Annotated in this window: 20 protein-coding genes; 8 read left to right on the forward strand and 12 right to left on the reverse strand. The window is 43.9% G+C overall.

Features of this window, described 5'->3' with window-relative positions; genetic code table 11:
• Positions 1–75 precede the first annotated feature (75 nt).
• From AB4138_RS13410 to AB4138_RS13430, 5 genes are all read left to right on the forward strand, one after another.
• Positions 76–549, forward strand: a complete 474-nt coding sequence (locus AB4138_RS13410) for an FKBP-type peptidyl-prolyl cis-trans isomerase (protein ID WP_017062642.1) — start codon at positions 76–78, stop codon at positions 547–549.
• A gap of 172 nt (positions 550–721) precedes the next feature.
• A complete protein-coding gene (locus AB4138_RS13415) occupies positions 722–1,312 on the forward strand; it encodes a TetR/AcrR family transcriptional regulator (RefSeq protein ID WP_017062643.1) in 591 nt (196 codons plus the stop codon).
• 143 nt (positions 1,313–1,455) lie between these two features.
• On the forward strand, positions 1,456–2,487 hold the full coding sequence (locus AB4138_RS13420) for an NADP-dependent oxidoreductase (protein ID WP_371722083.1): 1,032 nt from the start codon (positions 1,456–1,458) through the stop codon (positions 2,485–2,487).
• Between the two features lie 35 nt (positions 2,488–2,522).
• On the forward strand, positions 2,523–3,143 hold the full coding sequence (locus AB4138_RS13425) for a glutathione S-transferase family protein (protein WP_017064479.1): 621 nt from the start codon (positions 2,523–2,525) through the stop codon (positions 3,141–3,143).
• A 150-nt stretch (positions 3,144–3,293) separates the two neighbouring features.
• Positions 3,294–4,970: a pseudouridine synthase gene (locus tag AB4138_RS13430; protein ID WP_372306326.1), complete on the forward strand. Its 1,677-nt coding sequence runs from the start codon at positions 3,294–3,296 to the stop codon at positions 4,968–4,970.
• Positions 4,971–5,136: 166 nt separating this feature from the next.
• On the opposite strand, the gene AB4138_RS13435 is transcribed toward AB4138_RS13430, so the two are convergent.
• From AB4138_RS13435 to AB4138_RS13445, 3 genes are all read right to left on the reverse strand, one after another.
• Positions 5,137–5,430, reverse strand: a complete 294-nt coding sequence (locus AB4138_RS13435) for a YkgJ family cysteine cluster protein (protein WP_080582263.1) — start codon at positions 5,428–5,430, stop codon at positions 5,137–5,139.
• A gap of 175 nt (positions 5,431–5,605) precedes the next feature.
• Positions 5,606–6,790, reverse strand: a complete 1,185-nt coding sequence (locus tag AB4138_RS13440; protein WP_017064476.1) for a D-alanyl-D-alanine carboxypeptidase family protein — start codon at positions 6,788–6,790, stop codon at positions 5,606–5,608.
• Between the two features lie 178 nt (positions 6,791–6,968).
• Positions 6,969–7,556 (reverse strand): DUF4136 domain-containing protein, encoded by a 588-nt coding sequence (locus AB4138_RS13445; RefSeq protein ID WP_102394546.1) that lies wholly within the window; start codon positions 7,554–7,556, stop codon positions 6,969–6,971.
• 268 nt (positions 7,557–7,824) lie between these two features.
• Here AB4138_RS13445 and AB4138_RS13450 point away from each other — a divergent pair, with 268 nt between their 5' ends.
• Positions 7,825–8,079: a YgjV family protein gene (locus AB4138_RS13450; RefSeq protein ID WP_017068159.1), complete on the forward strand. Its 255-nt coding sequence runs from the start codon at positions 7,825–7,827 to the stop codon at positions 8,077–8,079.
• A 135-nt stretch (positions 8,080–8,214) separates the two neighbouring features.
• Here AB4138_RS13450 and AB4138_RS13455 read toward each other — a convergent pair whose 3' ends face one another.
• Both AB4138_RS13455 and AB4138_RS13460 read right to left on the reverse strand, forming a co-directional pair.
• Complete coding sequence (locus tag AB4138_RS13455) at positions 8,215–9,678, reverse strand: diguanylate cyclase domain-containing protein (protein ID WP_372182646.1); 1,464 nt, start codon at positions 9,676–9,678, stop codon at positions 8,215–8,217.
• A 292-nt stretch (positions 9,679–9,970) separates the two neighbouring features.
• Positions 9,971–13,138 carry a chitinase C-terminal domain-containing protein gene (locus tag AB4138_RS13460; protein ID WP_017072213.1) on the reverse strand — a complete coding sequence of 1,056 codons (3,168 nt, stop codon included), beginning with the start codon at positions 13,136–13,138 and terminating at the stop codon, positions 9,971–9,973.
• A 476-nt stretch (positions 13,139–13,614) separates the two neighbouring features.
• Between AB4138_RS13460 and AB4138_RS13465 the strand changes: the two genes are divergently transcribed.
• Positions 13,615–15,201 carry a BCCT family transporter gene (locus AB4138_RS13465; RefSeq protein WP_017062653.1) on the forward strand — a complete coding sequence of 529 codons (1,587 nt, stop codon included), beginning with the start codon at positions 13,615–13,617 and terminating at the stop codon, positions 15,199–15,201.
• A gap of 128 nt (positions 15,202–15,329) precedes the next feature.
• Here AB4138_RS13465 and AB4138_RS13470 read toward each other — a convergent pair whose 3' ends face one another.
• Positions 15,330–15,692 (reverse strand): RidA family protein, encoded by a 363-nt coding sequence (locus AB4138_RS13470; protein ID WP_017062654.1) that lies wholly within the window; start codon positions 15,690–15,692, stop codon positions 15,330–15,332.
• Between the two features lie 281 nt (positions 15,693–15,973).
• Here AB4138_RS13470 and AB4138_RS13475 point away from each other — a divergent pair, with 281 nt between their 5' ends.
• Positions 15,974–16,420 carry a DUF417 family protein gene (locus tag AB4138_RS13475; protein WP_372306330.1) on the forward strand — a complete coding sequence of 149 codons (447 nt, stop codon included), beginning with the start codon at positions 15,974–15,976 and terminating at the stop codon, positions 16,418–16,420.
• A gap of 115 nt (positions 16,421–16,535) precedes the next feature.
• On the opposite strand, the gene AB4138_RS13480 is transcribed toward AB4138_RS13475, so the two are convergent.
• The 6 genes from AB4138_RS13480 to AB4138_RS13505 form a co-directional block, all read right to left on the reverse strand.
• Positions 16,536–17,054, reverse strand: a complete 519-nt coding sequence (locus AB4138_RS13480; RefSeq protein WP_372306332.1) for a GNAT family N-acetyltransferase — start codon at positions 17,052–17,054, stop codon at positions 16,536–16,538.
• 69 nt (positions 17,055–17,123) lie between these two features.
• Positions 17,124–17,588: an acyltransferase gene (locus AB4138_RS13485; protein WP_017062657.1), complete on the reverse strand. Its 465-nt coding sequence runs from the start codon at positions 17,586–17,588 to the stop codon at positions 17,124–17,126.
• A 118-nt stretch (positions 17,589–17,706) separates the two neighbouring features.
• On the reverse strand, positions 17,707–17,856 hold the full coding sequence (locus tag AB4138_RS13490) for a hypothetical protein (RefSeq protein WP_017067591.1): 150 nt from the start codon (positions 17,854–17,856) through the stop codon (positions 17,707–17,709).
• Positions 17,857–17,950: 94 nt separating this feature from the next.
• Entirely contained in the window at positions 17,951–18,307 is a 357-nt protein-coding gene (locus tag AB4138_RS13495) for a hypothetical protein (RefSeq protein WP_017062659.1), read from the reverse strand.
• Positions 18,308–18,520: 213 nt separating this feature from the next.
• On the reverse strand, positions 18,521–19,768 hold the full coding sequence (locus AB4138_RS13500) for a RidA family protein (protein WP_372306336.1): 1,248 nt from the start codon (positions 19,766–19,768) through the stop codon (positions 18,521–18,523).
• A gap of 569 nt (positions 19,769–20,337) precedes the next feature.
• Positions 20,338–21,222 carry an AraC family transcriptional regulator gene (locus AB4138_RS13505; protein WP_017067592.1) on the reverse strand — a complete coding sequence of 295 codons (885 nt, stop codon included), beginning with the start codon at positions 21,220–21,222 and terminating at the stop codon, positions 20,338–20,340.
• Positions 21,223–21,320: the final 98 nt, after the last annotated feature.

A 21,320-nucleotide genomic window follows, 5' to 3' on the forward strand; every position in this document is an offset into this window, starting at 1 on the left:
CACGGCTTTAGTCAACTGATTAACACATTTTGTATTAACTACGAAATTCAGCACTCAATATAAATAGGTTTTACTATGTCTAAATTTGTCATCCCGGTCATTGTCTTTCTTTTGGCGGGTTTCATGATTTACCGTACTTGGACGAATCATAAGTCTGGCGGAGAAAACTTCGAACAAGGCCAACAATTTCTAATTGAAAACGGCACTAAAGAAGGCGTGATTACGACTGAAAGCGGTCTTCAATACCTTGTTCTTGAAGAAGGTACAGGCACAGAGCACCCAACTAAGAACAGCAAAGTAACGGTTCACTACCACGGTACGCTAATCGACGGCACTGTTTTCGACAGCTCTGTTGAGCGCGGCGAGCCAATCTCATTTGCTCTTAAGCAAGTAATTAAAGGCTGGCAAGAAGGTTTGACTTACATGGTTGAAGGCCAAAAAGTTCGTCTATTTATTCCAAGCACTCTAGCTTACGGTAAAGGCGGTTCAGGCCCTATCCCACCATCATCGACTCTGATTTTTGATGTAGAACTCATCTCTATCAAATAATCGAAGTTACTGATTTAAGCCCCAACATACGCGCTATGTCGGGGCTTTTTTATATCTGAACATTTGAAGCCTCTTTAGATATTGAGCTATTTAGCTACTGTAACAACGACCAAATATACCCTCGAAAACCGACCACTAGACGACTGGTCTAATTTAACTTATAGTACCGCCCATGAACGAAAAAACGAATGACACACGCCTGCATGTTTTAGATGTTGGCTACCAATTAATAGTGAACAACGGCTTTAACGGCGTTGGCTTATCGCAATTGCTTAAAGAAGCGGACGTGCCGAAAGGGTCGTTTTACCACTACTTTAAATCGAAAGAGCAATTTGGCGAGGCTCTGATCCAGCACTATTTTGAGACCTACATCAGCAGAGTTGAAACTATTTTGGTTCATGGTGAAGGCAACCATTACCAGAGAATTGTCAGTTATTTCACTCGATGGTCACAGATTGAAAACGGCACCTGCAATGCTCATAAATGCTTGGTCGTTAAACTCAGCGCGGAAGTTTCTGATCTTTCTGATCCTATGCGCCAAGCGCTATTAAAGGGTGCAGAAAAAGTGACGAATACCATCGAACAGTGCATTGTCGGCGGTATTGAAGATGGCTCCATAAAGGTTGAAGAGAGCCAAGAAGCAGCTCAGAACCTATACTCAATGTGGTTAGGCGCCAGCTTATTGAGCAAGCTGAGCCAAAGCTCACATAGCTTACAGTCAGCTTTGAGCCTTACCGAACGAATTTTAAAAGGTGAAAGCTAATAACGCGCAGCGCGCTTTATTGGCTTTAACTTAAAAAAATCACCCGCCCTCTTATCAATTTGATGACGGCGGGATTTTTAGACAACAAGACTAGACGACTGGTCTAATTCTAAATGTATAAAATACACAATTAAGGACATCCAATGACTCAACAAGACAATCGCCGAATCGTATTGGCTTCTCGCCCAGTTGGCGCACCGACTCAAGACAACTTCCGTTTAGAGACAATAGCTGCGCCAAGCATCAAAGACGGCGAGATGTTACTTCGCTCAGTTTACCTTTCTCTAGACCCCTACATGCGTGGTCGTATGAGCGATGCTAAATCTTACGCAGACCCTGTCGAGATTGATGAGGTGATGGTTGGCGCAACCGTATGTCAGGTTGAAGAATCAAACCACGCTGATTACGAAGTTGGCGAATGGGTACTGGCTTACACAGGTTGGCAAGATCTTGGTGTGTCTAACGGTGAAGGCCTAATCAAACTCGGCAAAGAACCAACGCACCCTTCTTACGCGCTTGGCATCATGGGTATGCCTGGTTTTACCGCTTACATGGGCTTGCTTGATATCGGCCAACCTAAAGAAGGCGACACGCTAGTCGTTGCAGCAGCAACAGGTGCTGTAGGCGCAACCGTTGGACAAATCGGCAAACTAAAAGGCTGTCGTGTTATCGGCGTTGCAGGCGGTCAAGAGAAGTGTCAGTACGCGAAAGAGATTCTTGGCTTTGATGAATGCATCGACCACAAAGCTGACGACTTCGCGGAGCAATTGGCTAAAGCGTGTGACAACGGCATCGACGTTTACTTTGAAAACGTTGGCGGCAAGGTATTCGATGCAGTAATGCCTCTGCTTAACACAGGTGCTCGTATTCCTGTGTGTGGCCTTATCTCTCAATACAATGCGACTTCACTGCCTGAAGGACCAGATCGTATGTCTAGCCTGATGGGTATGCTGCTTGTTAAAAGAATTAAGATGCAAGGTTTCATCATCTTTGATGACTACGCACACCGTTACAACGAATTTGCTGTTCAAATGACAGAATGGTTGTCTCAAGGCAAGATGCACTATCGTGAGCACCTGGTTGAAGGTCTAGAAAATGCGCCACAAGCATTCATGGGCCTATTGGAAGGTCAGAACTTCGGTAAGCTTGTTATCAAAACGAACGAAGCTAAATAAATTCAATAAACTGAACCCGTTAACTAGGTAGAATCATGATTACTTTGCATCACCTGAATAAGTCGCGCTCAAAGCGCATCATCTGGCTATTGGAAGAGCTTGGGGTAGATTACCAAATCAAACCCTACCAACGAGACAGTGTCACTTTTCTTGCACCACCAGAACTCAAATCCATTCACCCATTGGGTAAATCTCCTGTCATTGAAGACGATGGCGTCGTGATCACTGAATCTGGTGCTATCACGGAATACCTAATCGACAAATACGGTCAGGGTAAGTTCGCACCTACACGCGGCACCGCAAACTACGTTGAGTATTCGCAATGGCTTCACTTCGCTGAGAGTTCAGGTATTTTGCCAATGTTACTTAAGATCTTTGTGATGAAAGACGGCTGCGAAACTAACTTCCTAGGCGGTTATGCAGACGACGAAAACCAAAAGATCCTCACTTACGTGAATAATGCACTTGAAGGTAAAACCTACTTGGTTGCAGACACACTAACAGGTGCAGATTTTATGATGTCGTTCATCGTAGAAATCGTGGGTAACTTTGGTGCAACTGCGCTTTACCCTAACATCGCTAAATACGGTGAACTTTTAAAGAGCCACCCTGCTTACCAAAAAGCTGAGCAAGTAGAGCTAGAACACTCGAACTGATCGAGTTTCACTCAAACACGTGCTTGCTAGAGTAAACACAAGAAACTAAATGAAGCCAAAGCCGATTTATCTTCTGCTTTGGCTTCTCATTTGTCTTCATTTCGACAACAATACCGAACTCTAACTGAACAGCCATAGAGTTTGATCTTAATGCCAACAAACGTCGCTCAATACACACCTCTGCACCTAGCAAACACGAATGTCGATTTAGCGCTACCGACTCGTTTTACGTTTCCGTATTACTATACCCCGCACCCTGTGTGTGAATTCGCTATGCTGCAGCTTCAGCAATCACTTGTCGACTGTGGTGTGAATGAAACCTCGCAAGGTAATCTCTACGCTGTGCTTCTTGTTCAGAATCCAACCACACAAGGGTTAGGTTACCTTTCTGCGTTTTCAGGCTTGCAGTTAGATCCGGCTTTGGTCTCTCAGTTAAACAACATTCACTTTGTTCCACCAGCCTTCGATTCAAAACAGTTTCAATCTCAAAACAGTGCGAACCTTGCTCGACAATTGCAGCTCTCGGACGACATTGAAAAGCTGCAACAGTCGCACAATCTAGACACATTATTGGCCGAGCTTGAAGGGTCAAAAATCGAATCAGCAAAAGCTATCGAAGCCTTTCAGTTAGCAATGGCCGCAAACAAAGCTCAGCGTAACGAACTCAGAGAACAAGCCAATCAAGAAAAAGCATTAGGGAATCTAGAGTCAGCGGCGAATTTGCTCAAACAACTGGGCAATCAAAGTAGCCAAGAGAAACGTGACCTAAAAGCACTTCGTATTGAGTGGAAACAGAAGATCGCAGAGCGCCAATCACAAATTGATTTGATTGAAAGCGAACTGAAAAACCGTAAGCAAGATCACCAAGCAGTTTCACAACAGTTGAAAACTCAACGCCTCTCTCACTATCGCTTTATCAATCAAGCCAAGCAATCTAAGAATTTACTCGAGTTGCTCGATGGTAAAGACGCGCTTGAAGGCTCTGGCGACTGTTGCCTACCAAAGCTGCTTAACTTCGCCTTTGAACACGGGTTCAAACCGTTAGCTTTGTCTGAATTTTGGTGGGGATTACCGCCTACAGACATCATTCGACAACACGCAAACCTCTACCCTGTTTGTCAGAGTAAAAGCTTTGAGATCCTCGAACACCAGTTAAGTGGCATAGAGCTAGAAGATAACCCGCTTATCGTGAACCCTGCGGTTGGTAAGTCTTTTAATATTGTTTATGAAGACGATGAAATCGTAGTCGTCAATAAGCCTGAAGAGTTCTTGTCGGTTCCCGGTAAGTTCATCGAAGATTCAGTTTATACCCGCATAAAAGCGCGTTACCCGGATGCGACTGGTCCTTTGATTATCCATAGGTTGGATATGTCGACGTCAGGTTTGTTGATCTTGGCGCTCACGGCGGAATCAAACAAGCATATTCAGAAGCAGTTCATTAATAGAACCGTAGAGAAACGCTACACCGCTTTGTTAGATGGCGAGATAACGGGCGAATCTGGCAATATCAGCCTTCCTTTGCGCGGCGACATCACGGACAGACCAAGACAACTGGTTTGTCACCAACACGGCCGAAATGCAGAGACCCATTGGCAAGTGGTTAGCACTCACAATGGCAAAACCAAGGTTCACTTGTACCCTAAAACAGGGCGAACCCACCAGCTGCGAGTGCACTGTGCTCATCCATTAGGGCTTGCTGTACCTATTCGTGGTGACGACTTATACGGATACAAACGCGAGCGCTTACACCTGCACGCTGGCTACTTAAAGTTGATTCACCCGACAACCGGTGAATGGATGGAGTTTGAAGTGCCTTCCGAGTTCTAAACTCTAACTTATCGAGCTAAGACTCTTATCTCACTCAATATTTGATCTCATAAAACGCATCAAGGTTCTACAACTGCTTAAGGTATAGAACCCTGATATTTAATTTTAATGTGATTATCACAGTTCATTAGCGTACTTTAGTTACTGAGTTCAATACTGCAGACGCCTAGCCCATCACATCTTTGCGCTGGTCAACACATTCGAAAGAGCCCATTTCGAACTCGCGACAGATCCATGGTCGGTTTTCGTAGATAGTACACATCAGTGTTTCTCTATCTACCGCAGAACACCAGCCGTCGTCTAAGCGCTTCATGGTTTCACCGCCCCATTCATCATAAGCGATGTGCTCTTCAGGTACGCCCGTATCTGTGATGATCATAACCTCTAAACGACAACAGCATGCCTGACAATTTGCACAGGTTACTTCGGGTTCGGTTACGTTCTTTATATCTATCGTCATAAGTGACTACACTGCTAAATTTTGCGTATAGTAATCGAAACCGCCCGCTACGGCTAATAAAGATAGTGCGGCGCGGCGTTTTCATTGATGTAGAAATAACAAAGGGCGCTGTGATTCACTCACAACACCCATAATATTTCGACTTTTCAGCGCGGCTTATCGCCACAGGCTCTATTTAGAACAGGCTCGCGAAGAACAGCTTAACGTAGTCTATTAAACGTTTGAACAAACCGCCCTGTTCAACCGCTTCAAGCGCGATCAAAGGCTGAGTTTGAACATCTTCGCCATCAACGGTGTAATGAACCACACCTAGAGTTTGACCTTCTGCAATTGGCGCTTTCAGTTCAGAGTTAAGCTCGATAGATGCAGTCAGCTTTTTACTGTCTGACTTAGGCAACGTAATGAACGTGTCTTCTGCCACACCTAATTTCAATGTGTCTTGCTCACCAAACCATACCTTCTCTTCAGCCACTTGATCGCCGCCTTTATGCGGGTTTAGTGTATCGAAGAAACGGAAACCGTAGCTCAACAACTGTTTGCTGTCTGATTCACGGCTCTTAACGCTTGATGCGCCCATCACAACCGCGATAAGTCTCATCTCACCTTGTGTCGCTGAACTCGCCAAACTGTAGCCAGCACCAGAGGTGTAGCCCGTTTTCATGCCATCAACGGTTAAGCTTCTATCACGCAACAAGCCATTACGGTTATGTTGAGTGATGCCGTTGTAACTGAAAGAGCGTTCGCTGTATAAGCCATACACATCCGGTAAATCACGAATAATGGCACGACCGAGTAACGCGATATCGTAAGGAGTCGAATAGAGGTCGTCTGCATCCAAACCATGTGCATTGGCAAAATGGGTGTTTTCTAGCTTCAGAGAGGTAGCCCAAGAGTTCATCAGGTCAACGAATGCATCTTGTGAGCCTGCAACATGCTCTGCAATCGCAACGCTAGCATCATTACCGGATTGAATAATCAAGCCACGATAAAGATCCATCATTGCTACATCGGTGTTTACTTCGATGAACATTTTTGAAGAGTCTGGGAAGTTCTTCGCCCACGCGTTCTCACTGATTCGTACCTGATCATCAGCAGAGATGTTGCCTCGCTTCATCTCTTGACCTGCCACATAGCTGGTCATCAGTTTGGTCAAGCTTGCTGGGTTTAACTTCGTATGTGCGTTTTTTTCTACCAGCACATCACCAGAATTAAAATCAATTAACACATACCCTTTTGCGCCTAGGCTAGGTGGGCTTGGTACTATAGAAGGTGCTGCGATAGCTGCATTACTTACCATCGCGGCGTTACTTACAATGAATATACTTAATAGAGGGAGAGAGTATTTGGAAAACAGTTTCATTGAATCAAACCTAAGTTAACGTTTTGAGCAGTATAGACAAATGCTAGCAAAAGAAGCGCGAACTTTACGTTGCTTTACGTATTTGTACCATTCGTTACAAATAAAAAAGTATAATCTGCGATCTGACCATATTTTCCACAACTAATATTTACTCCACGAATGCATTCAACGCCTAATGCTATCGCTCAGGAATGCGTCTAAATAACATTTCAACAAAGCCAGTAATACGCTGTTTGCTCTCGCTTGGCTCTAAATCAGGTTGGATGCCAGACTGTGCTAATGCTTGCCATTGTACGACCTCTGAGTTAGGTACGAAAAACGCAATGTACAACGACCCTTTCTCCGCGACTTTACCTTCACCATCGTAAAATGGCACACCAGTAGATAGCTTAATCGCATCGAAGATAGACTCATCGTTCAGTTCCGATTCTTCCGCTAATCCAAAGCCTACAACAACATCACCGACACCATCCTGCTTTAACTGATAACCTTTACTTGAGAGCTGTTCTTGAATCGAATCACGCACTAAATCGGTTACCACGGTTTCATCGTATTTTTGAGAAAGGTAAACCTTTTCTGACTCAGGGTGCCAGGAGTACGTCATCACGCCGTGTTTCATGAAACCAAAGTCACCGCTAGTGACCACACCATAATTGTGTGTGGGTGGTATTTCTTGCGTAGAGCATGCGGTCAGCCCAATAGCCATCAAAGCCAATAGTGCTGCTTTTTTTATGCTTTTTGTTGCACAAATGGATCGTTTTATCATTCGAGGCTTCCTTACCCATATAAAAATAACTATCAATTCAACCTCCAACATAAATAGTAATTATGTTAATAGAAAGGTCATTAAACGTTTGCGTAATCGCTAACCTTCACCTCTGTCTGTTTTGGGGGTTTAATCACAAAAACAGAGTTGGTATAGTTCTCCCCGTTAAACAAAACCAGACCATTCGAGGCACGGAGCTTCCTCAATCATCTCATGAAGAGAAGAATTGGTACCGACAAAGTATCGGCAAATTTAAGAGGGTCAAACAATGGAATTCAATATGGTTGAAATTTTAGGTTACGCTGCGTCTATTATGGTCGCAATTTCATTAACAATGAAAGATATCGTTCGTCTGCGTGTCCTTAACTTTATTGGCTGTGCACTCTTCACAGCATACGGCATCATGATTGACGCATGGCCAGTTGCAGCCACCAACGGCTTTATCGCTTGTGTAAACATCTACTTCCTTGCAAAAATGCAAAAGGAAAAAAAAACGGAAGCGATGAAAGCAGCGAAAGCTTAAATTAACGATTAGCCTTTCAAATAATTCTGAAAAAGCCCAAATAGAGCGATCTATTTGGGCTTTTTTGTGTTTGTCGTTCTCAAGAGCTCGATTTGTGTGAACAAAACTTTTCAATTCAATGAGGCTTTCAACCGATCACATGTAAGCAACGTGATATTCGTTCTCTCGATACGCTTGAGTGTTGTTACGTCCACTCTCTTTTGCTTGATAAAGCGCTTTGTCGGCTTTATCGATAGCGGTTTCAATGTCAGTCAGTGCTTGAGCATGGCAACAACCAGCGCTGATTGTTACTGGCGACACTAAGCCTTGAAGTTGCTCAACACATAACCGTAACGCCTCTGATAATTCGAATAACTCATGTTCATCACAATCAAACGTCACCAAAATAAACTCTTCACCGCCATAGCGTGCAATCAAACGACGACGGTTAACAAATCTCTTCAGTGATTTTGCGACCTCACAGATAACCCTATCGCCTTGAGCATGACCATATTGATCGTTCACCCGCTTGAAATGGTCAATATCCAGCAAAATGACACCGACATTTGTTAGCGGATAAGGCGACCTTTGAGTAATTTTCAGTTTTAGCTGCTCGATAAAACTCCGTCGGCTAGGAAGGCCTGTGAGGTAATCGAGGCTCGCAACATCCAATATTTTGAGATGACGATGCCGCAGGTAAAGCACCAGAACAACAATGATACTCAGTAGACTAACAACCAACGTCATCAAACTTGCCAACAATAAGCTGTGGTTCTTGTTGAGCTCTTGTTCTAAGACACCAGCAGAAATAACCCAATTAAGATACGGATAAAACTTGTAGAAGATGTTTTTACTCGTCGTGCCATCTGCCGTAGAGATAGAGTAACTAAAGTGACCTTCAGGTTCATCGGCGACTTTATCGATAAGCAACTCTGAAGAGTCATCAATCAAGGTTTTTAAGTGCTCGTGTTCAAAGTTAGGTTGAAGGACTAACGTGCCTTGTAAATCAACGATATATACATAGCCACTATCGCCATACGAGTACTTTCTCAATTTGTCTTTAAGTGCTTCGAGATCAACCAGGTACATCAGTTCATCTTTATAGGTGGTCGCCACCAATGTATTGCCACTCGGTAGCCTCACTGAATATGCGACCTTCGCACGCTTGCCAACTTCATGTGGATTGGCGTGCGAGTATTGGGTCATTCCAGACTGTAAGCTCAGTTGTTGTTGAATATGGGTTAAATGCGCGCGATTTTTCCCTTGTAAAAACGGGTGATATAGATGAATACCTTGTGGTGACATCAGGTAGATATAACCAGACTCTCCAATCACCAATTCGTTGGCAATTCGAATGACTTCTTCAACTTCTTGTTCTGGAGAGACACGCAGTGCGTGAGAGGCGACGGTATCAGTCACACCTTTTAGATAGGTTTTGATCGCTTCGTTGACTGTGGTGTCTACGATGTCGTAACTCGCGTTCACAATAGTACGAAAGAAGAATTGGTTGGAATCTAATAATGATTCTTTCGTCCGGTTGAATTGAACAGCAGAGAGGATCAGAGAAACTACGGCCAGCACAATTGAGAAACTAAGAATGTATTTACGTCTGACTTTCAAGATTACCCCATAGCTTTCTAATTTTAGGTAACGCTATTTTTTGTTATAGGCAGACTGTTTTATATCATACTTATCTTTTTTACTGAACGAGTGTCGATATTCTGAGAGGTTTCTATACGCAATCTGTGACTTATAGCAAAAACGCCGAACTGGATTCAGTTCGGCTTTTTGATTTTACGTCTAGATTGATTACTTAATTGATACTAATTCCTGATAAATAGACTTAAAAGCATTTGTGTTTATTACCTATTACTACACTCTATTGTCTATAAATAGTTTGCTTAGCATTAAATTAAGAACAAACTTGAGTCCAGCTACCATCGCTACCCGGTTCAGAACTTGTCCACCAGTTTGCTTGGTAAACACTACCGTTGTGAACCACTTGGTCTCCTGTGTTTGCATGGCTTGGGTTACCTGCCCAATCTTTCTGAGGTAAGTCTGGGTAAACCGCTAAACCTGCCGTATCACATGTACCTGGATTGGTGCCACCATCGCCAGGGTTACCGCCACCTGAACTGATATCACCTAATGGTAGATCTGGCTGCTCGAAGCTAAACGCGTAATCAACGCCACCGACATTCACCGCGTAGTTAGCAGGGCCAGAAATTGGCAAGTAATACACCATGTCTAACTCATACACACCGCCAGCAGGAAGCTCTTCCCATGTCGGCAACGTAAACGCCACTCGGTGCATGGTTCCATCTAGTCCACCGATGTTATCCGCGCGAGTATGACCTGAAGCAATCACGGTCAAACCACCACCCGATTGATCTTTCGCGTTATCAGGTGCAGATACTGGGATATCGAATTGGAACTCAGTTCCACCCGGAAGAGCTTGCCCTGTGTTGTTCGTGAACGTGATCTTAGGGTTGATTGGGTAGTTTTGGTCACCGACTTTGAAGCCACCAACCGATACCGCGATATCTAGCGCTTCTGTTGGAATAGCACCCGTCGCTACTTTGTTTCCATATGGTGTTGCAGACTTAAACTTATCGTAGATAGCTTTCGTCATGGTGTTACCCATGTGGAACTCACCGTTACCGCTGTTACACGCTTGCTCAGTCGTATCGATAGAGCTTCGGTTGCCATTCGCATCGAGAACATAACAGTTATAATCCCCTGCTAGTTCCCAGAACATAATGCCGCCGATCTCTTTGTCGATAACGTAGTCCGCTTTCACGTCGATAGACTGTTTATCTTCTGTTGAAAGGAATACGCCCTTCTCTGCGTTCCACAACCAAGGGGCAACCGCCACACTGTCGTAGTTTCTCGTGTAAGTGCCCGTTAGAACATCTGAAGGATCATTCACAGGATCAAGCTTGTAAGCTTCAGCGTAAGAGCCCCAAATACCCTTCTCTAGGTTCTTCGCGTGCCACATAGGGTTAGAACCCGCGCCCATTTCGTTACCTTTTGGATCGGTATCGTGCCACATGTTGTCGATACCAATAGCGCCATGGCCACAGTTGTTTTTCTCGCCTTCACCCGTACCCGCTGAACATTCAGATTGGTTTGGCAGTGCTGCTCGGCCCCAAAGACCATTCTCACCACCCGTTACGCCTTGCCAACCACGAGTGTAGTAAGGCACACCGATGTTAATACGGCCTGCTGGCATAGAACCACGGAAGTAATGGTAAGCCCAATCCGTGTTCAGATAACCAATACCACCGTAAGCCGCCGTGTCGTATACGTTCCACTGCGCTAGCTCTGAATCTTTACCCGTATCAAACAAGGCTGCGTTATGACCTACGTGATCGTTCCACGCACCGTGAAGGTCGTAAGACATGATGTTTACGTAATCGAGGTACTTGGTTACATCGAATGTTTCCATACCGCGTAATAGGTAACCAGAAGAAGGCGCTGCGATCGTTAACATGTAGTGATTGCCATCTTGCGCAGACGCCGCATCGAGCTTCTCACGTAGCACTTTCATCAACACTTGGTACGACGCCCACAGGTATTGACGACGCGGCTCCATGAAGTCTTTGTCGTATGGGTTACCTGCGCCAGCCATAGAAGTTGGGTATTCGTAATCGATATCTAGACCATCGAACTGGTACTTACGCAGCATTTCGACCGCTGAAGTCGCGAATGTTTCGATACCTTGATGGTTGATAGAACCATCAGCATTGGTCGTCATGGTGTAGAAACCACCATCAGCCACGCGGCTGCCATCAGTCGCGAAGTGACCACCTGTTTCAGCCCAACCACCGATTGAGATTAACGTTTTCACGCCGTGTTTTTTCTTCGCTGTCGCTAATGCACCGAAGTGACCTTTGAAGCCTAATGCCGGATCAACTTCCACACCCGGCCACTCTTTACCAACCGCTGCGTTATTTGGATCGTTTACATCACCGACGTTTACTTTGCCATCTGAACCGATGCTCACGAAAGCGTAGTTAATGTGTGTGAGTTGTTCCCAAGGAATATCATTTACTAGGTAGGCAGCTTGTGGGTCATCCCCTGCACGCCAACTTGTGAAGTAACCAATGACACGACGGGGATGGTCTGCGCCCATTTTCTCACGGCCTTCATCATCGTAAATTGTACAGTAAGGAACATCGACACCTTGAGTTTGATATAAGCCATCAGGGCGACATGTGCTCACTGTTGGAGCGCCGTTCACGGTCAAAGATGCCAACGCAGAATCTGCAGTCGCACCTTGGTCGTCTGTTGCTTTCGCGTAAACTGCTAAAGAACCCGCTTGAGTTGTTGTGTAATCTAACGTGTAAGGGCTCGTTGCAGCAGTGCCCACAAGAGCACCCGCTACGTAGAAATCAACCTTATCAACCGTGCCATCGCTATCTGCTGCCGTTGCTGTCAGTGTGACTACACCACCAACATCAACAGATGTCACTGAAAGTGCAACTGAAACTGTCGGTGCTTCATTCCCTGGTTGTGCTGAATCAACAGAAACAGAAACCGCACTTGCAACACTTGCTGCGCCTTCATTATCCGTTGCAACAACAGAAACCTGATGATTACCCGACGTTGCAGCCCAAGTCGCTTCGAAAGGTGCCGCTGTGACTACCGCAACAGATGCGCCATCAACAAAGAACTCAACCGAAGCCACACTGCCATCAGAATCTAGTGCTGTTGCACTCAATACAACATTATCGCCTTCAGTAATCACGTCAGAAGCAGAGGGTGCCGTTAATGAAGCCGTTGGTACTTCATTTGGCGTACCGCCACCTCCGCCACCACTACACACATCAATCTTTTTCCATTGTGCATAGTCACCCTCAAATTGGCTCGGGTTGTTATTTTGATTCCAGTAATTCGCTGAGTACGCGCTGCCGTCATGTGAAACCTGATCACCACCGGTGTACACCGTGGCGGAATCCCACGCTTCTAACGTTGAACAATCCACAGCCGCGTAGCTGTTGAACGCCATTAAGCATGACGCGGTGAGAGTACTGAGTGTAAAAACCTTCTTGGCCACTCTTCCTTGGTTTAGGTGCATGTTAGCTGTCCCTTAAGTTATTGTTTCAAGATGCTTAATTTAAGTGTCATATTTCTCATCACTTAAATCTCTTCGCAAAACAACTGTAGGTAACAGTGCCAATTTAACACCTAAAATATTCGATATTTATAAAATGACTCGCATTAATTTGTTTATAGCATGCAATGAGTCGACACTTATTTTGCACGAACAACTAATATTAAATTTATTTCGGTACGCTAAAAAATATCGCCTAATTCGTATCCTTAATTACAAAACTCTATTCATATCTGCTTTATTTGTTCGTTCTGAAATTTCGTTTTAAAACTAACCAAAAGGGATTGATTTCGCCGTAGAACTGATTTCTTTTCTAAATTTGCCCACTTTTCCTTAACAATTGTGGTAGTATCGCGGATTTTTTTGACGAACCTCACATTTCCAATGCAAGTGTGGGAGAAATACATAGGCTTGAAAGAGCCAAATATAGCGAAGAAATAATGTCCAACTTGACGCAAGTCGCCAACGAAAACATCAACGCAGAATCTACTTCTATCGATTTCAATAAAGCTCAATCTTTGGGTGAAAAGCTGGAACTCGGAAACCCAGTCTTTTGGCTTAGTGGCAGTTTTTTAACCCTCTTTGTCATCCTAGCCTTCACCAACACCTCCGTGTTGTCCGAACTTGTAAACATCGGCTTTAGTTATTCAACTAAATGGTTCGGTGCTTTCTGGCAAGTCCTACTACTTCTCAACTTCATTATCGGTTTAGTGCTTGCACTAGGTCGCACTGGCCACGTTCGCTTAGGAACGCTTGCCCTACCTGAAATGACCACCTTTAAATGGATGTCTATCGTCCTATGTACGCTGCTAGCCGGCGGTGGGGTGTTCTGGGCAGCCGCAGAGCCTATTGCTCACTTTGTTTCAGCTCCGCCACTGTATGGCAACGCAGATCCTCAAGCGATGGCGTTCAATGCTCTATCACAATCTTTCATGCACTGGGGTTTCCTTGCATGGGCAATCTTAGGTGGTTTGTCTTCCATCGTGTTAATGCACTTGCATTACGACAAAGGCCTTCCTCTTAAGCCTCGCACGCTGCTTTACCCAGTACTTGGCGACAAAGCGATTAACAGCTGGGTTGGTAACGTAGTCGACGCATGCAGCATCGTGGCTGTAGCCGCAGGTACTATCGGCCCTATCGGCTTCCTTGGCCTACAAATCAGCTACGCGCTAAGCGAACTGTTTGGTATTTCCGACAGCTTTGCTACACAAAGTGTCGTTATTATCTTTGCTATCGCAATGTACACGCTTTCTGCTTTGAGCGGCGTGAACAAAGGTATCCAACTGGTAAGCCGTTACAACATCATCTTGTCTGTGTGTCTAATCGGCTACATCCTTCTTGTTGGCCCAACGAGCTTCATCGTTGATGGCTACCTGCAAGGTATGGGCGAAATGGTTGATAACTTCATCCCAATGGCGCTATACCGCCAAGATACAGCGTGGCTAGGTGGTTGGACGGTATTCTTCTGGGGTTGGTTCTTAGGTTATGGCCCAATGATGGCTATCTTCATTGCTCGCATCTCACGTGGCCGTACTATTCGCCAAATGATCGTTTCTATCAGCATCGTTGCACCGCTTGTAACGTGTTTCTGGTTCAGCATCGTTGGTGGTAGCGGTTTAGCGTTTGAATTAGAGAACCCAGGTGTGATCTCTAGTGCATTCGAAGGCTTTAACCTTCCTGCTGTGCTACTGGCCATTACCGCTCAACTGCCGTTCCCGACTTTGATTGCAATTCTGTTCCTGATCCTGACGACCACGTTCATCGTGACAACAGGTGACTCAATGACTTACACAATCAGTGTGGTAATGACGGGTACGACAGAGCCAAACGCAGCGGTACGTACCTTCTGGGGTATCATCATGGGTGCGGTAGCGATCACACTTATCTCGATGGGTTCAGGCGGCATCTCCGCTCTACAGTCGTTCATTGTAATCACAGCGGTTCCGGTATCGTTTATCTTGCTCCCGTGTCTATGGCACGCGCCGAAGATCGCGAAGCAGATGGCAAGAGATCAAGGTATCGCTTAATACCTGACCCGATTTAGTTTCGGGTAGCGTAGAACACTAAAAAGCCACTCAAGTGATTCACCTGAGTGGCTTTGTTTTATCTGTTCGTTACTTCTATCTACGAAGCTTATTTCAATCGATAGTTCGGCTTATTGAAACTTTTCACCCGCAGCAACCATAAACGACATCTCAACCAGTAGCTCAGGATTAGCAAGTTCTGCTTTCACGCATGCACGGCTTGGCGCGCAGCCTTCAGGGAACCACGCTTCCCAAACTTCATTGAGTGCATCAAAGTTAGCGAAATCCGTGAGATAAATAGTCACTGACAATACGCGAGATTTGTCGCTGTCTACCAAACTCATCATTTCTTCGGCTTGTTCGAAGATTTGCTGAACCTGACTCTTAATTCCTGCTGTTGTATCCGTCTCTGCCACTTCCACAAAGCTTGCAATACCGTTAAAAACAGTTACATCAGACCAACGTTTGGTCGGGTTAATTCTATGAATTTTCACTGGTTATACTCTTCTTATAATTAGGGTGAACATCAGCGTAATCTAATCCAAATCGCGAATATTGAAAACAAAAATTGGAAAACTCGCGGTACCTTTTGAACAGCACTATCGCTTCCCCATTGCTTTGGTTCTCAACATCACTAGCCTTTAAGCCCCTATCGAGACAATAAGTCGCCACGTGTCAAATCTCTAGATAAATATATTAATTATTATTCTCAATGCGAAATTTAATCTGAACTCTTGCGGTCATATTCAAGGATTTTATTAAATGGAGTACTTTTATGCATGTTCAAACCTATGATTTAAAACAGAGTAATGTGGGATATAACCTTGGAGTGGTTGGAGTAGCATTAGTGCTCGCTTGGATTGGAATTTATAAGTTTACGCCAACTGAAGCGATGCTCATTGAACCGCTAATCGCGAATCATCCTGCAATGAACTGGTTTTACAATCTGTTCTCAGTACAAGCTGTGTCTAACATGGTGGGTGGCGCGGAGATCATCGTCGCGATTGGATTGATCGTTGGATTTAAGAAGCCGACAGTAGCTTTCTACTCAGGCATTGCTGCATCGGCTATCTTTGTTGTGACACTTAGCTTCCTGGTTACAACGCCAAACGCTTGGAAAGTATCGGATGGCATCTTAGTCACTAACTTCTTCCTAGTGAAAGATATCCTGTTTTTGGCTATCGCGATTAGCGTAATCGAACATAACAAACCTCAGAAGTAACCGTAAATCTAGAAGTGGCCAAACCTAGAAGTAACCTTAAACCTTTAAATAAAAAGACTCGAAGCTGGCTAGAAGGACGCTGCCAGCTTCTAATGTATAAGGCACTGATAGTCACCTAGTCAGCTAAAACCTTACGATAAAAATTAGCATCTTGATGTTCTCCTTTAAACACCGCGTAGCTCTCAACATACTCGACCAATTCAAAACCGGTATTGGATAAGATTTTGTTGGAACCGATATTGCCCACTAACGCATAGGCATCAACATATTTAAGGTTGGTCTGTTCCTCCAAATAGAGTAGAAACTGCTTTACTGCGTTAGACGCAATGCCTTTTGAAGCAAAGGAAGGACCTACTCGATACCCTAGCTCTCCACTATGGGCGATCTGGTCGATATCGCGGATGTTGATTCTTCCACAGACAGTGCCATTGGCGTCTTTGATCAACATAGGAATCATCTCACCATTCTCGTATTCAGTTAGAAAGCTGGTGATTTGCTCGGTCACACCTGCATTTGAATAGAAGCTATCACCCCTAACTGGAATAAATTGCTCAAACCACTCTCGATTTTCGACCTCAAAATCCAAAAGCGCACTCGCGTCATTCGGTTGAAGTAAGTGTAAAAATACATCCATGACAAATACTCTAATGTTTCCCTAAAAAGCCGCACCTTATGATTCATGAACCACGGCTTATTAATACGGTTACGGTAAACCTCTCAATTTCTTGGCTGGGTTACCTGCATAGATACCTTTCTCAGTAATGTCTTTCGTTACCACACTGCCCGCGCCGATTACTGCACCTTCGCAAATGCTGACAGACAGAACCGTAGCGTTAGAACCGATCGTGACGTTGTCAGCTATCAAGGTACGCCCCCAACTTTCAGGATTAGGATCTGGCTTTCCCTCTTTGAATAAGTCGTTGGCAAACATGACTCCGTGACCAACAAAGCAGTCACTTCCAATGGTCACATACTCACAGATAAAGGTGTGAGATTGAATCTTGCTTCTCGCACCTATCACGGTGTTCTTTTGAATCTCAACAAAGGGGCCAACGAACACATCATCTTTAAGCTCACAGCCATAAACGTTACTTGGCTCGATGATAGTGACATTCTCGCCACAGGTAATATCAGTAATCTGTGACTTTAATACTCTTGGACTTGCCATACTTCACTTCCTCTCGACATTAGCGTCACAATTCAACCTAAGAGATTGTGCCGTAGCCATTAAAGTGCAGCAAATAGATATGTTGAGAGTTGGCAATGGATCAGAAATTCTGCATAAATTAAAACAGTCCTACCAGCACAACTGACAACAGCACCCCACCGATAAAACTTGGGGCGTGGAATGGCTGAGCTTTAGATCTAACGTACTCTTTTTGAAGGTCTTCTTGGTAAGTTTTAACGGCGAGTTCTTTTATGTAGTTATTTTGCATAATAAGCTCCTTCTTAATCAGTAAGAGAAGCTTAAGACTTGAAGTTAGGTTGAGGTAAAGCAAAAAATCAGATTAATTGAACACTTTATTTTTGTTACTCGAGGATTACCCTGAACACATCGTTATTCACGCCGCCAACATCTACTAACTCTCCCGGTTTCATTAGAAGCGAGGTGTTAAGCTGTCGTGTTGAACGTGGCTCTTTTGTTTCTCGAATCACTAACATATCGACAAAATAGCCAGAGTCTTTCTTTGATATTGAGCCCGAAAACGTAACGCTTTCAACCCTATCGGCAAGGACTGAATTGAATGTTTTATCCTCTAAAACACCTGCGGCGATGGATGTATCACCATAAAATAGCGTGATGGTTGTTGGGTCGGGTACCAACTCTTGATTGGACGAACACCCTATTAGGGTAAGGCATAGCAGTAAAATGGCTCGAAATTGCATAAACTGGTTTTCTTTATTACGTTAAGCGTCCGTTTTTCATATTAAAACACTTCAACCTTATAAATACCATGTTTACGGGATAAGCTTAGGTGTGTCGCTTCGATGGACTTGAGTAATGAAGTGAACGGATCAGATCTCGGCCTGTTGAGTTTGCTCCCTATTTGGAAGCTAAACCGAGATCTGATCGATATTATCGAGAAGGGTTCAATTGATTTATGCAACAACGTCTTGTGGAGGTGTCCCTTCACAGTTAGAAACGACAGCATCAATTTGTACTAAAGCATTCATTGGGATTTCTGAAACCCCGACTACCGTTCTTGCAGGCAACTCAGCATTAAAGAATGTGGTGTAGATGTCGTTTACCGCATCAATATCTGAAATATCCTTAAGTTGAATATTAATTTTCACCGTATCGTCCATGCTATGGTCAACGCTTTCAATTATCGCCTTAATATTGTTTAAGCATCGTTCAGCTTGTTCTTTTGCACCACCAGCAACAATTTCATTTGTTTTCGGATCTAAAGGTAATTGGGCTGAAATATGATTGTAGTGAGAGAAAGCAACAGTATGCGAATAAGGCATGAATGGTGCAGAAACAGTATTATTGGTTTCAATAACCAGTAAGCGAGTGTCTTCTGGTAATTGCGGCGGTGTACCGTCGCCATGTGAAATGGATGTATCAATTTGAATTAAAGCACCCATTGGTAATTCAGCTGCGTTAACAACGGTGCGAGCAGGAACGTAGCTTGGGAAGAATTTAGCACATACTTCATTTACCACTTCCGCATCTGCGATATTTTTTAGGTAGATAGTCGTTTTAACCACATCATTCATGACGTGTCCGATGCTTTCTAAAATAGCTTTAATGTTTGATAGACATTGCGCTGTTTGCGCTTTGATACCACCATCAACCAACTCACCTGTGGCTACATCTATAGGCAACTGAGCTGAAAGATTGTTGTAGTGAGAAAAGGCTGCAGTCTGCGTAGACACAGCACTTTGAGGTGCGTTATCCGTATTTCTTGAGACCTTAATTAGCGCGCAAGGAGCTTGTGGTTTAGTGCCTTCACCGTTAGAAATGAGAGCATCCATTTGAACCAGCGCATCGCTGCTTGGCAGTGCAGTGACACCCACGACAGTGCGTGTTGGAAGGCTGTTGTGGAAGAAGTTTTTGTAAACTTCATCAATAGCATCGATATCAGAAATATTCTTAACGAAAACATGAATCTTCACGACATCATCCATAACATGGTCGATGCTTTCAACAATCGCTTTAATATTATTCAAACATTGTGCTGCTTGATCTTTAATATCACCGATGACTATTTCACCCGTTTTAGGGTCAATCGGAAGTTGAGCAGAAAAGTTATTATAATGAGAAAAAGCGACCGTTTGTGTAGATACAGAATTAATTGGTGCGTTTTCAGTGTTTCTTGAAATTTTAATGATATCGCTACTCATCGGTATTATCCTTTAAATAAAATAGGTATACGTATTTATATTTAACAATCGTATTTGGAAGAATGATTAAAGTAGCGCCATGTTAAGTGAATTATTTTAGGGTAAACGTGATATCCATCAGACTCTCAGTTGACTATAAATCAGCAAGTTACAGAATAATTAGTCATCAAACGACTAATTATCCGTCGTACTAGGCTTTATCAACTGCTAAATTATCTTTAATTTTAAGTCTATTCAATAATCCTGAATACTCTCTCTGATAGTACGGTGAGTAATTCCAGAATTTTAGATAATATTTGATAGGTTGTTCACACTAAAACTTCGTTAATAGCTAAGTTAGTGAGTTTCTCCCCTATACCTGTGCATAAACTCTTAGGCTATTTAATTAATTATTTTCGAGAGCTTATTTTATATAAGTACGTTAATAATATATTCGAGAATCAAATACCTACAATCTGACAATGCCTATGATTAGATACATTTACTCATATAATTCAACAAATATGAGCAATCGTCACCATAGCTTTTGGCATTATAGCTCTCAACACATAGTTTCGTTGAAAGAAGAACTAAACCGCTCTTGGAGTAGTATTGAAGTGGCGCTTAAATTCGCGGCTAAATTGAGATGGGCTGGAGTAACCGACTCGACGTGCAGCATCACTAATACGAAGGCCTTCTAGTTGAATCAGCTCTTTGGCTTTATTAAGTCTAACCTTTTTCAAGTATTGAAGAGGTGATTCAAAGGTGACATTACGGAATGCATTGTGGAAGGCAGACACGCTCATGTTGGCTTCGTCAGCAAGCGATTGAACGGTGATGGTTTGGTCGTACTCTTCATGCACTTTAGACAGCGCTTTGGCAACACGTGCGTAATGGCCATCATGATGAGCTAAATCAAACAGCACACGCCCTTCTGAACCGGTTAATGCGCGGTAGACAATCTCCGTTACCATGGCATCGCCCAATATGTTGGCCTCAATGTCGCAATGCAGCGTTTTCACCAATCGGGTAAAGCTCTCTAGCATTTGCTCTTCCATTGGCGTCGATTCTAAGCCACTCGAGTTCTGTTTGTGCTTGTTGCAGTAGCTCTCTAAGAAGCCTTGATCTTCGAGCTTTTTGACTAAGCTATGCAAGCGTTGAGAATCAATGCTAATCGACAAGCCAAGCAATGGTTCACCATTAACAGGCAAGGCTTCGCACTCTAACGGCATTGGCACACCCACCACAAGATAATCACCTGCAGCGTAAGTCACTGGCCTTTCGCCAATGTAGATGTTCTTTTTACCCTGTCCGAGCATGATAATGCCAGACTGGTAAGTAAATGGCTGACGCTGATTCCCTCCACTGCTCCTATACAACCACACGCCGCTAATTTCAGTTTCTCTGATCCCTTCGAGATCATCCCAACCTTTGTGTTCTACATATGACTGTAACAACTGAGCGAGTGTTTTCATAAGTGGCGACTTTCCATTCCAAGTGCTAAGAGTAAGTAAGCTAAAGCAGAGGAAGAATATCAAGTTTGTAGAAATAGGCAATTTATTTGGAGGAACAG

Source organism: Vibrio sp. 10N.286.52.C3 (assembly GCF_041468865.1).
Classification (GTDB): domain Bacteria; phylum Pseudomonadota; class Gammaproteobacteria; order Enterobacterales; family Vibrionaceae; genus Vibrio; species Vibrio crassostreae_C.

What these genes read in the sequence shown, in the direction of transcription:
- AB4138_RS13410 (WP_017062642.1), top strand. Translation starts at nt 76, where the DNA reads ATGTCTAAATTTGTCATCCCGGTCATTGTCTTTCTTTTGGCGGGTTTC.
- AB4138_RS13415 (WP_017062643.1), top strand. Translation starts at nt 722, where the DNA reads ATGAACGAAAAAACGAATGACACACGCCTGCATGTTTTAGATGTTGGC.
- AB4138_RS13420 (WP_371722083.1), top strand. Translation starts at nt 1,456, where the DNA reads ATGACTCAACAAGACAATCGCCGAATCGTATTGGCTTCTCGCCCAGTT.
- AB4138_RS13425 (WP_017064479.1), top strand. Translation starts at nt 2,523, where the DNA reads ATGATTACTTTGCATCACCTGAATAAGTCGCGCTCAAAGCGCATCATC.
- AB4138_RS13430 (WP_372306326.1), top strand. Translation starts at nt 3,294, where the DNA reads ATGCCAACAAACGTCGCTCAATACACACCTCTGCACCTAGCAAACACG.
- AB4138_RS13435 (WP_080582263.1), bottom strand. Translation starts at nt 5,430, where the DNA reads ATGACGATAGATATAAAGAACGTAACCGAACCCGAAGTAACCTGTGCA.
- AB4138_RS13440 (WP_017064476.1), bottom strand. Translation starts at nt 6,790, where the DNA reads ATGAAACTGTTTTCCAAATACTCTCTCCCTCTATTAAGTATATTCATT.
- AB4138_RS13445 (WP_102394546.1), bottom strand. Translation starts at nt 7,556, where the DNA reads ATGATAAAACGATCCATTTGTGCAACAAAAAGCATAAAAAAAGCAGCA.
- AB4138_RS13450 (WP_017068159.1), top strand. Translation starts at nt 7,825, where the DNA reads ATGGAATTCAATATGGTTGAAATTTTAGGTTACGCTGCGTCTATTATG.
- AB4138_RS13460 (WP_017072213.1), bottom strand. Translation starts at nt 13,138, where the DNA reads ATGCACCTAAACCAAGGAAGAGTGGCCAAGAAGGTTTTTACACTCAGT.
- AB4138_RS13465 (WP_017062653.1), top strand. Translation starts at nt 13,615, where the DNA reads ATGTCCAACTTGACGCAAGTCGCCAACGAAAACATCAACGCAGAATCT.
- AB4138_RS13475 (WP_372306330.1), top strand. Translation starts at nt 15,974, where the DNA reads ATGCATGTTCAAACCTATGATTTAAAACAGAGTAATGTGGGATATAAC.
- AB4138_RS13480 (WP_372306332.1), bottom strand. Translation starts at nt 17,054, where the DNA reads ATGGATGTATTTTTACACTTACTTCAACCGAATGACGCGAGTGCGCTT.
- AB4138_RS13485 (WP_017062657.1), bottom strand. Translation starts at nt 17,588, where the DNA reads ATGGCAAGTCCAAGAGTATTAAAGTCACAGATTACTGATATTACCTGT.
- AB4138_RS13490 (WP_017067591.1), bottom strand. Translation starts at nt 17,856, where the DNA reads ATGCAAAATAACTACATAAAAGAACTCGCCGTTAAAACTTACCAAGAA.
- AB4138_RS13495 (WP_017062659.1), bottom strand. Translation starts at nt 18,307, where the DNA reads ATGCAATTTCGAGCCATTTTACTGCTATGCCTTACCCTAATAGGGTGT.
- AB4138_RS13500 (WP_372306336.1), bottom strand. Translation starts at nt 19,768, where the DNA reads ATGAGTAGCGATATCATTAAAATTTCAAGAAACACTGAAAACGCACCA.
- AB4138_RS13505 (WP_017067592.1), bottom strand. Translation starts at nt 21,222, where the DNA reads ATGAAAACACTCGCTCAGTTGTTACAGTCATATGTAGAACACAAAGGT.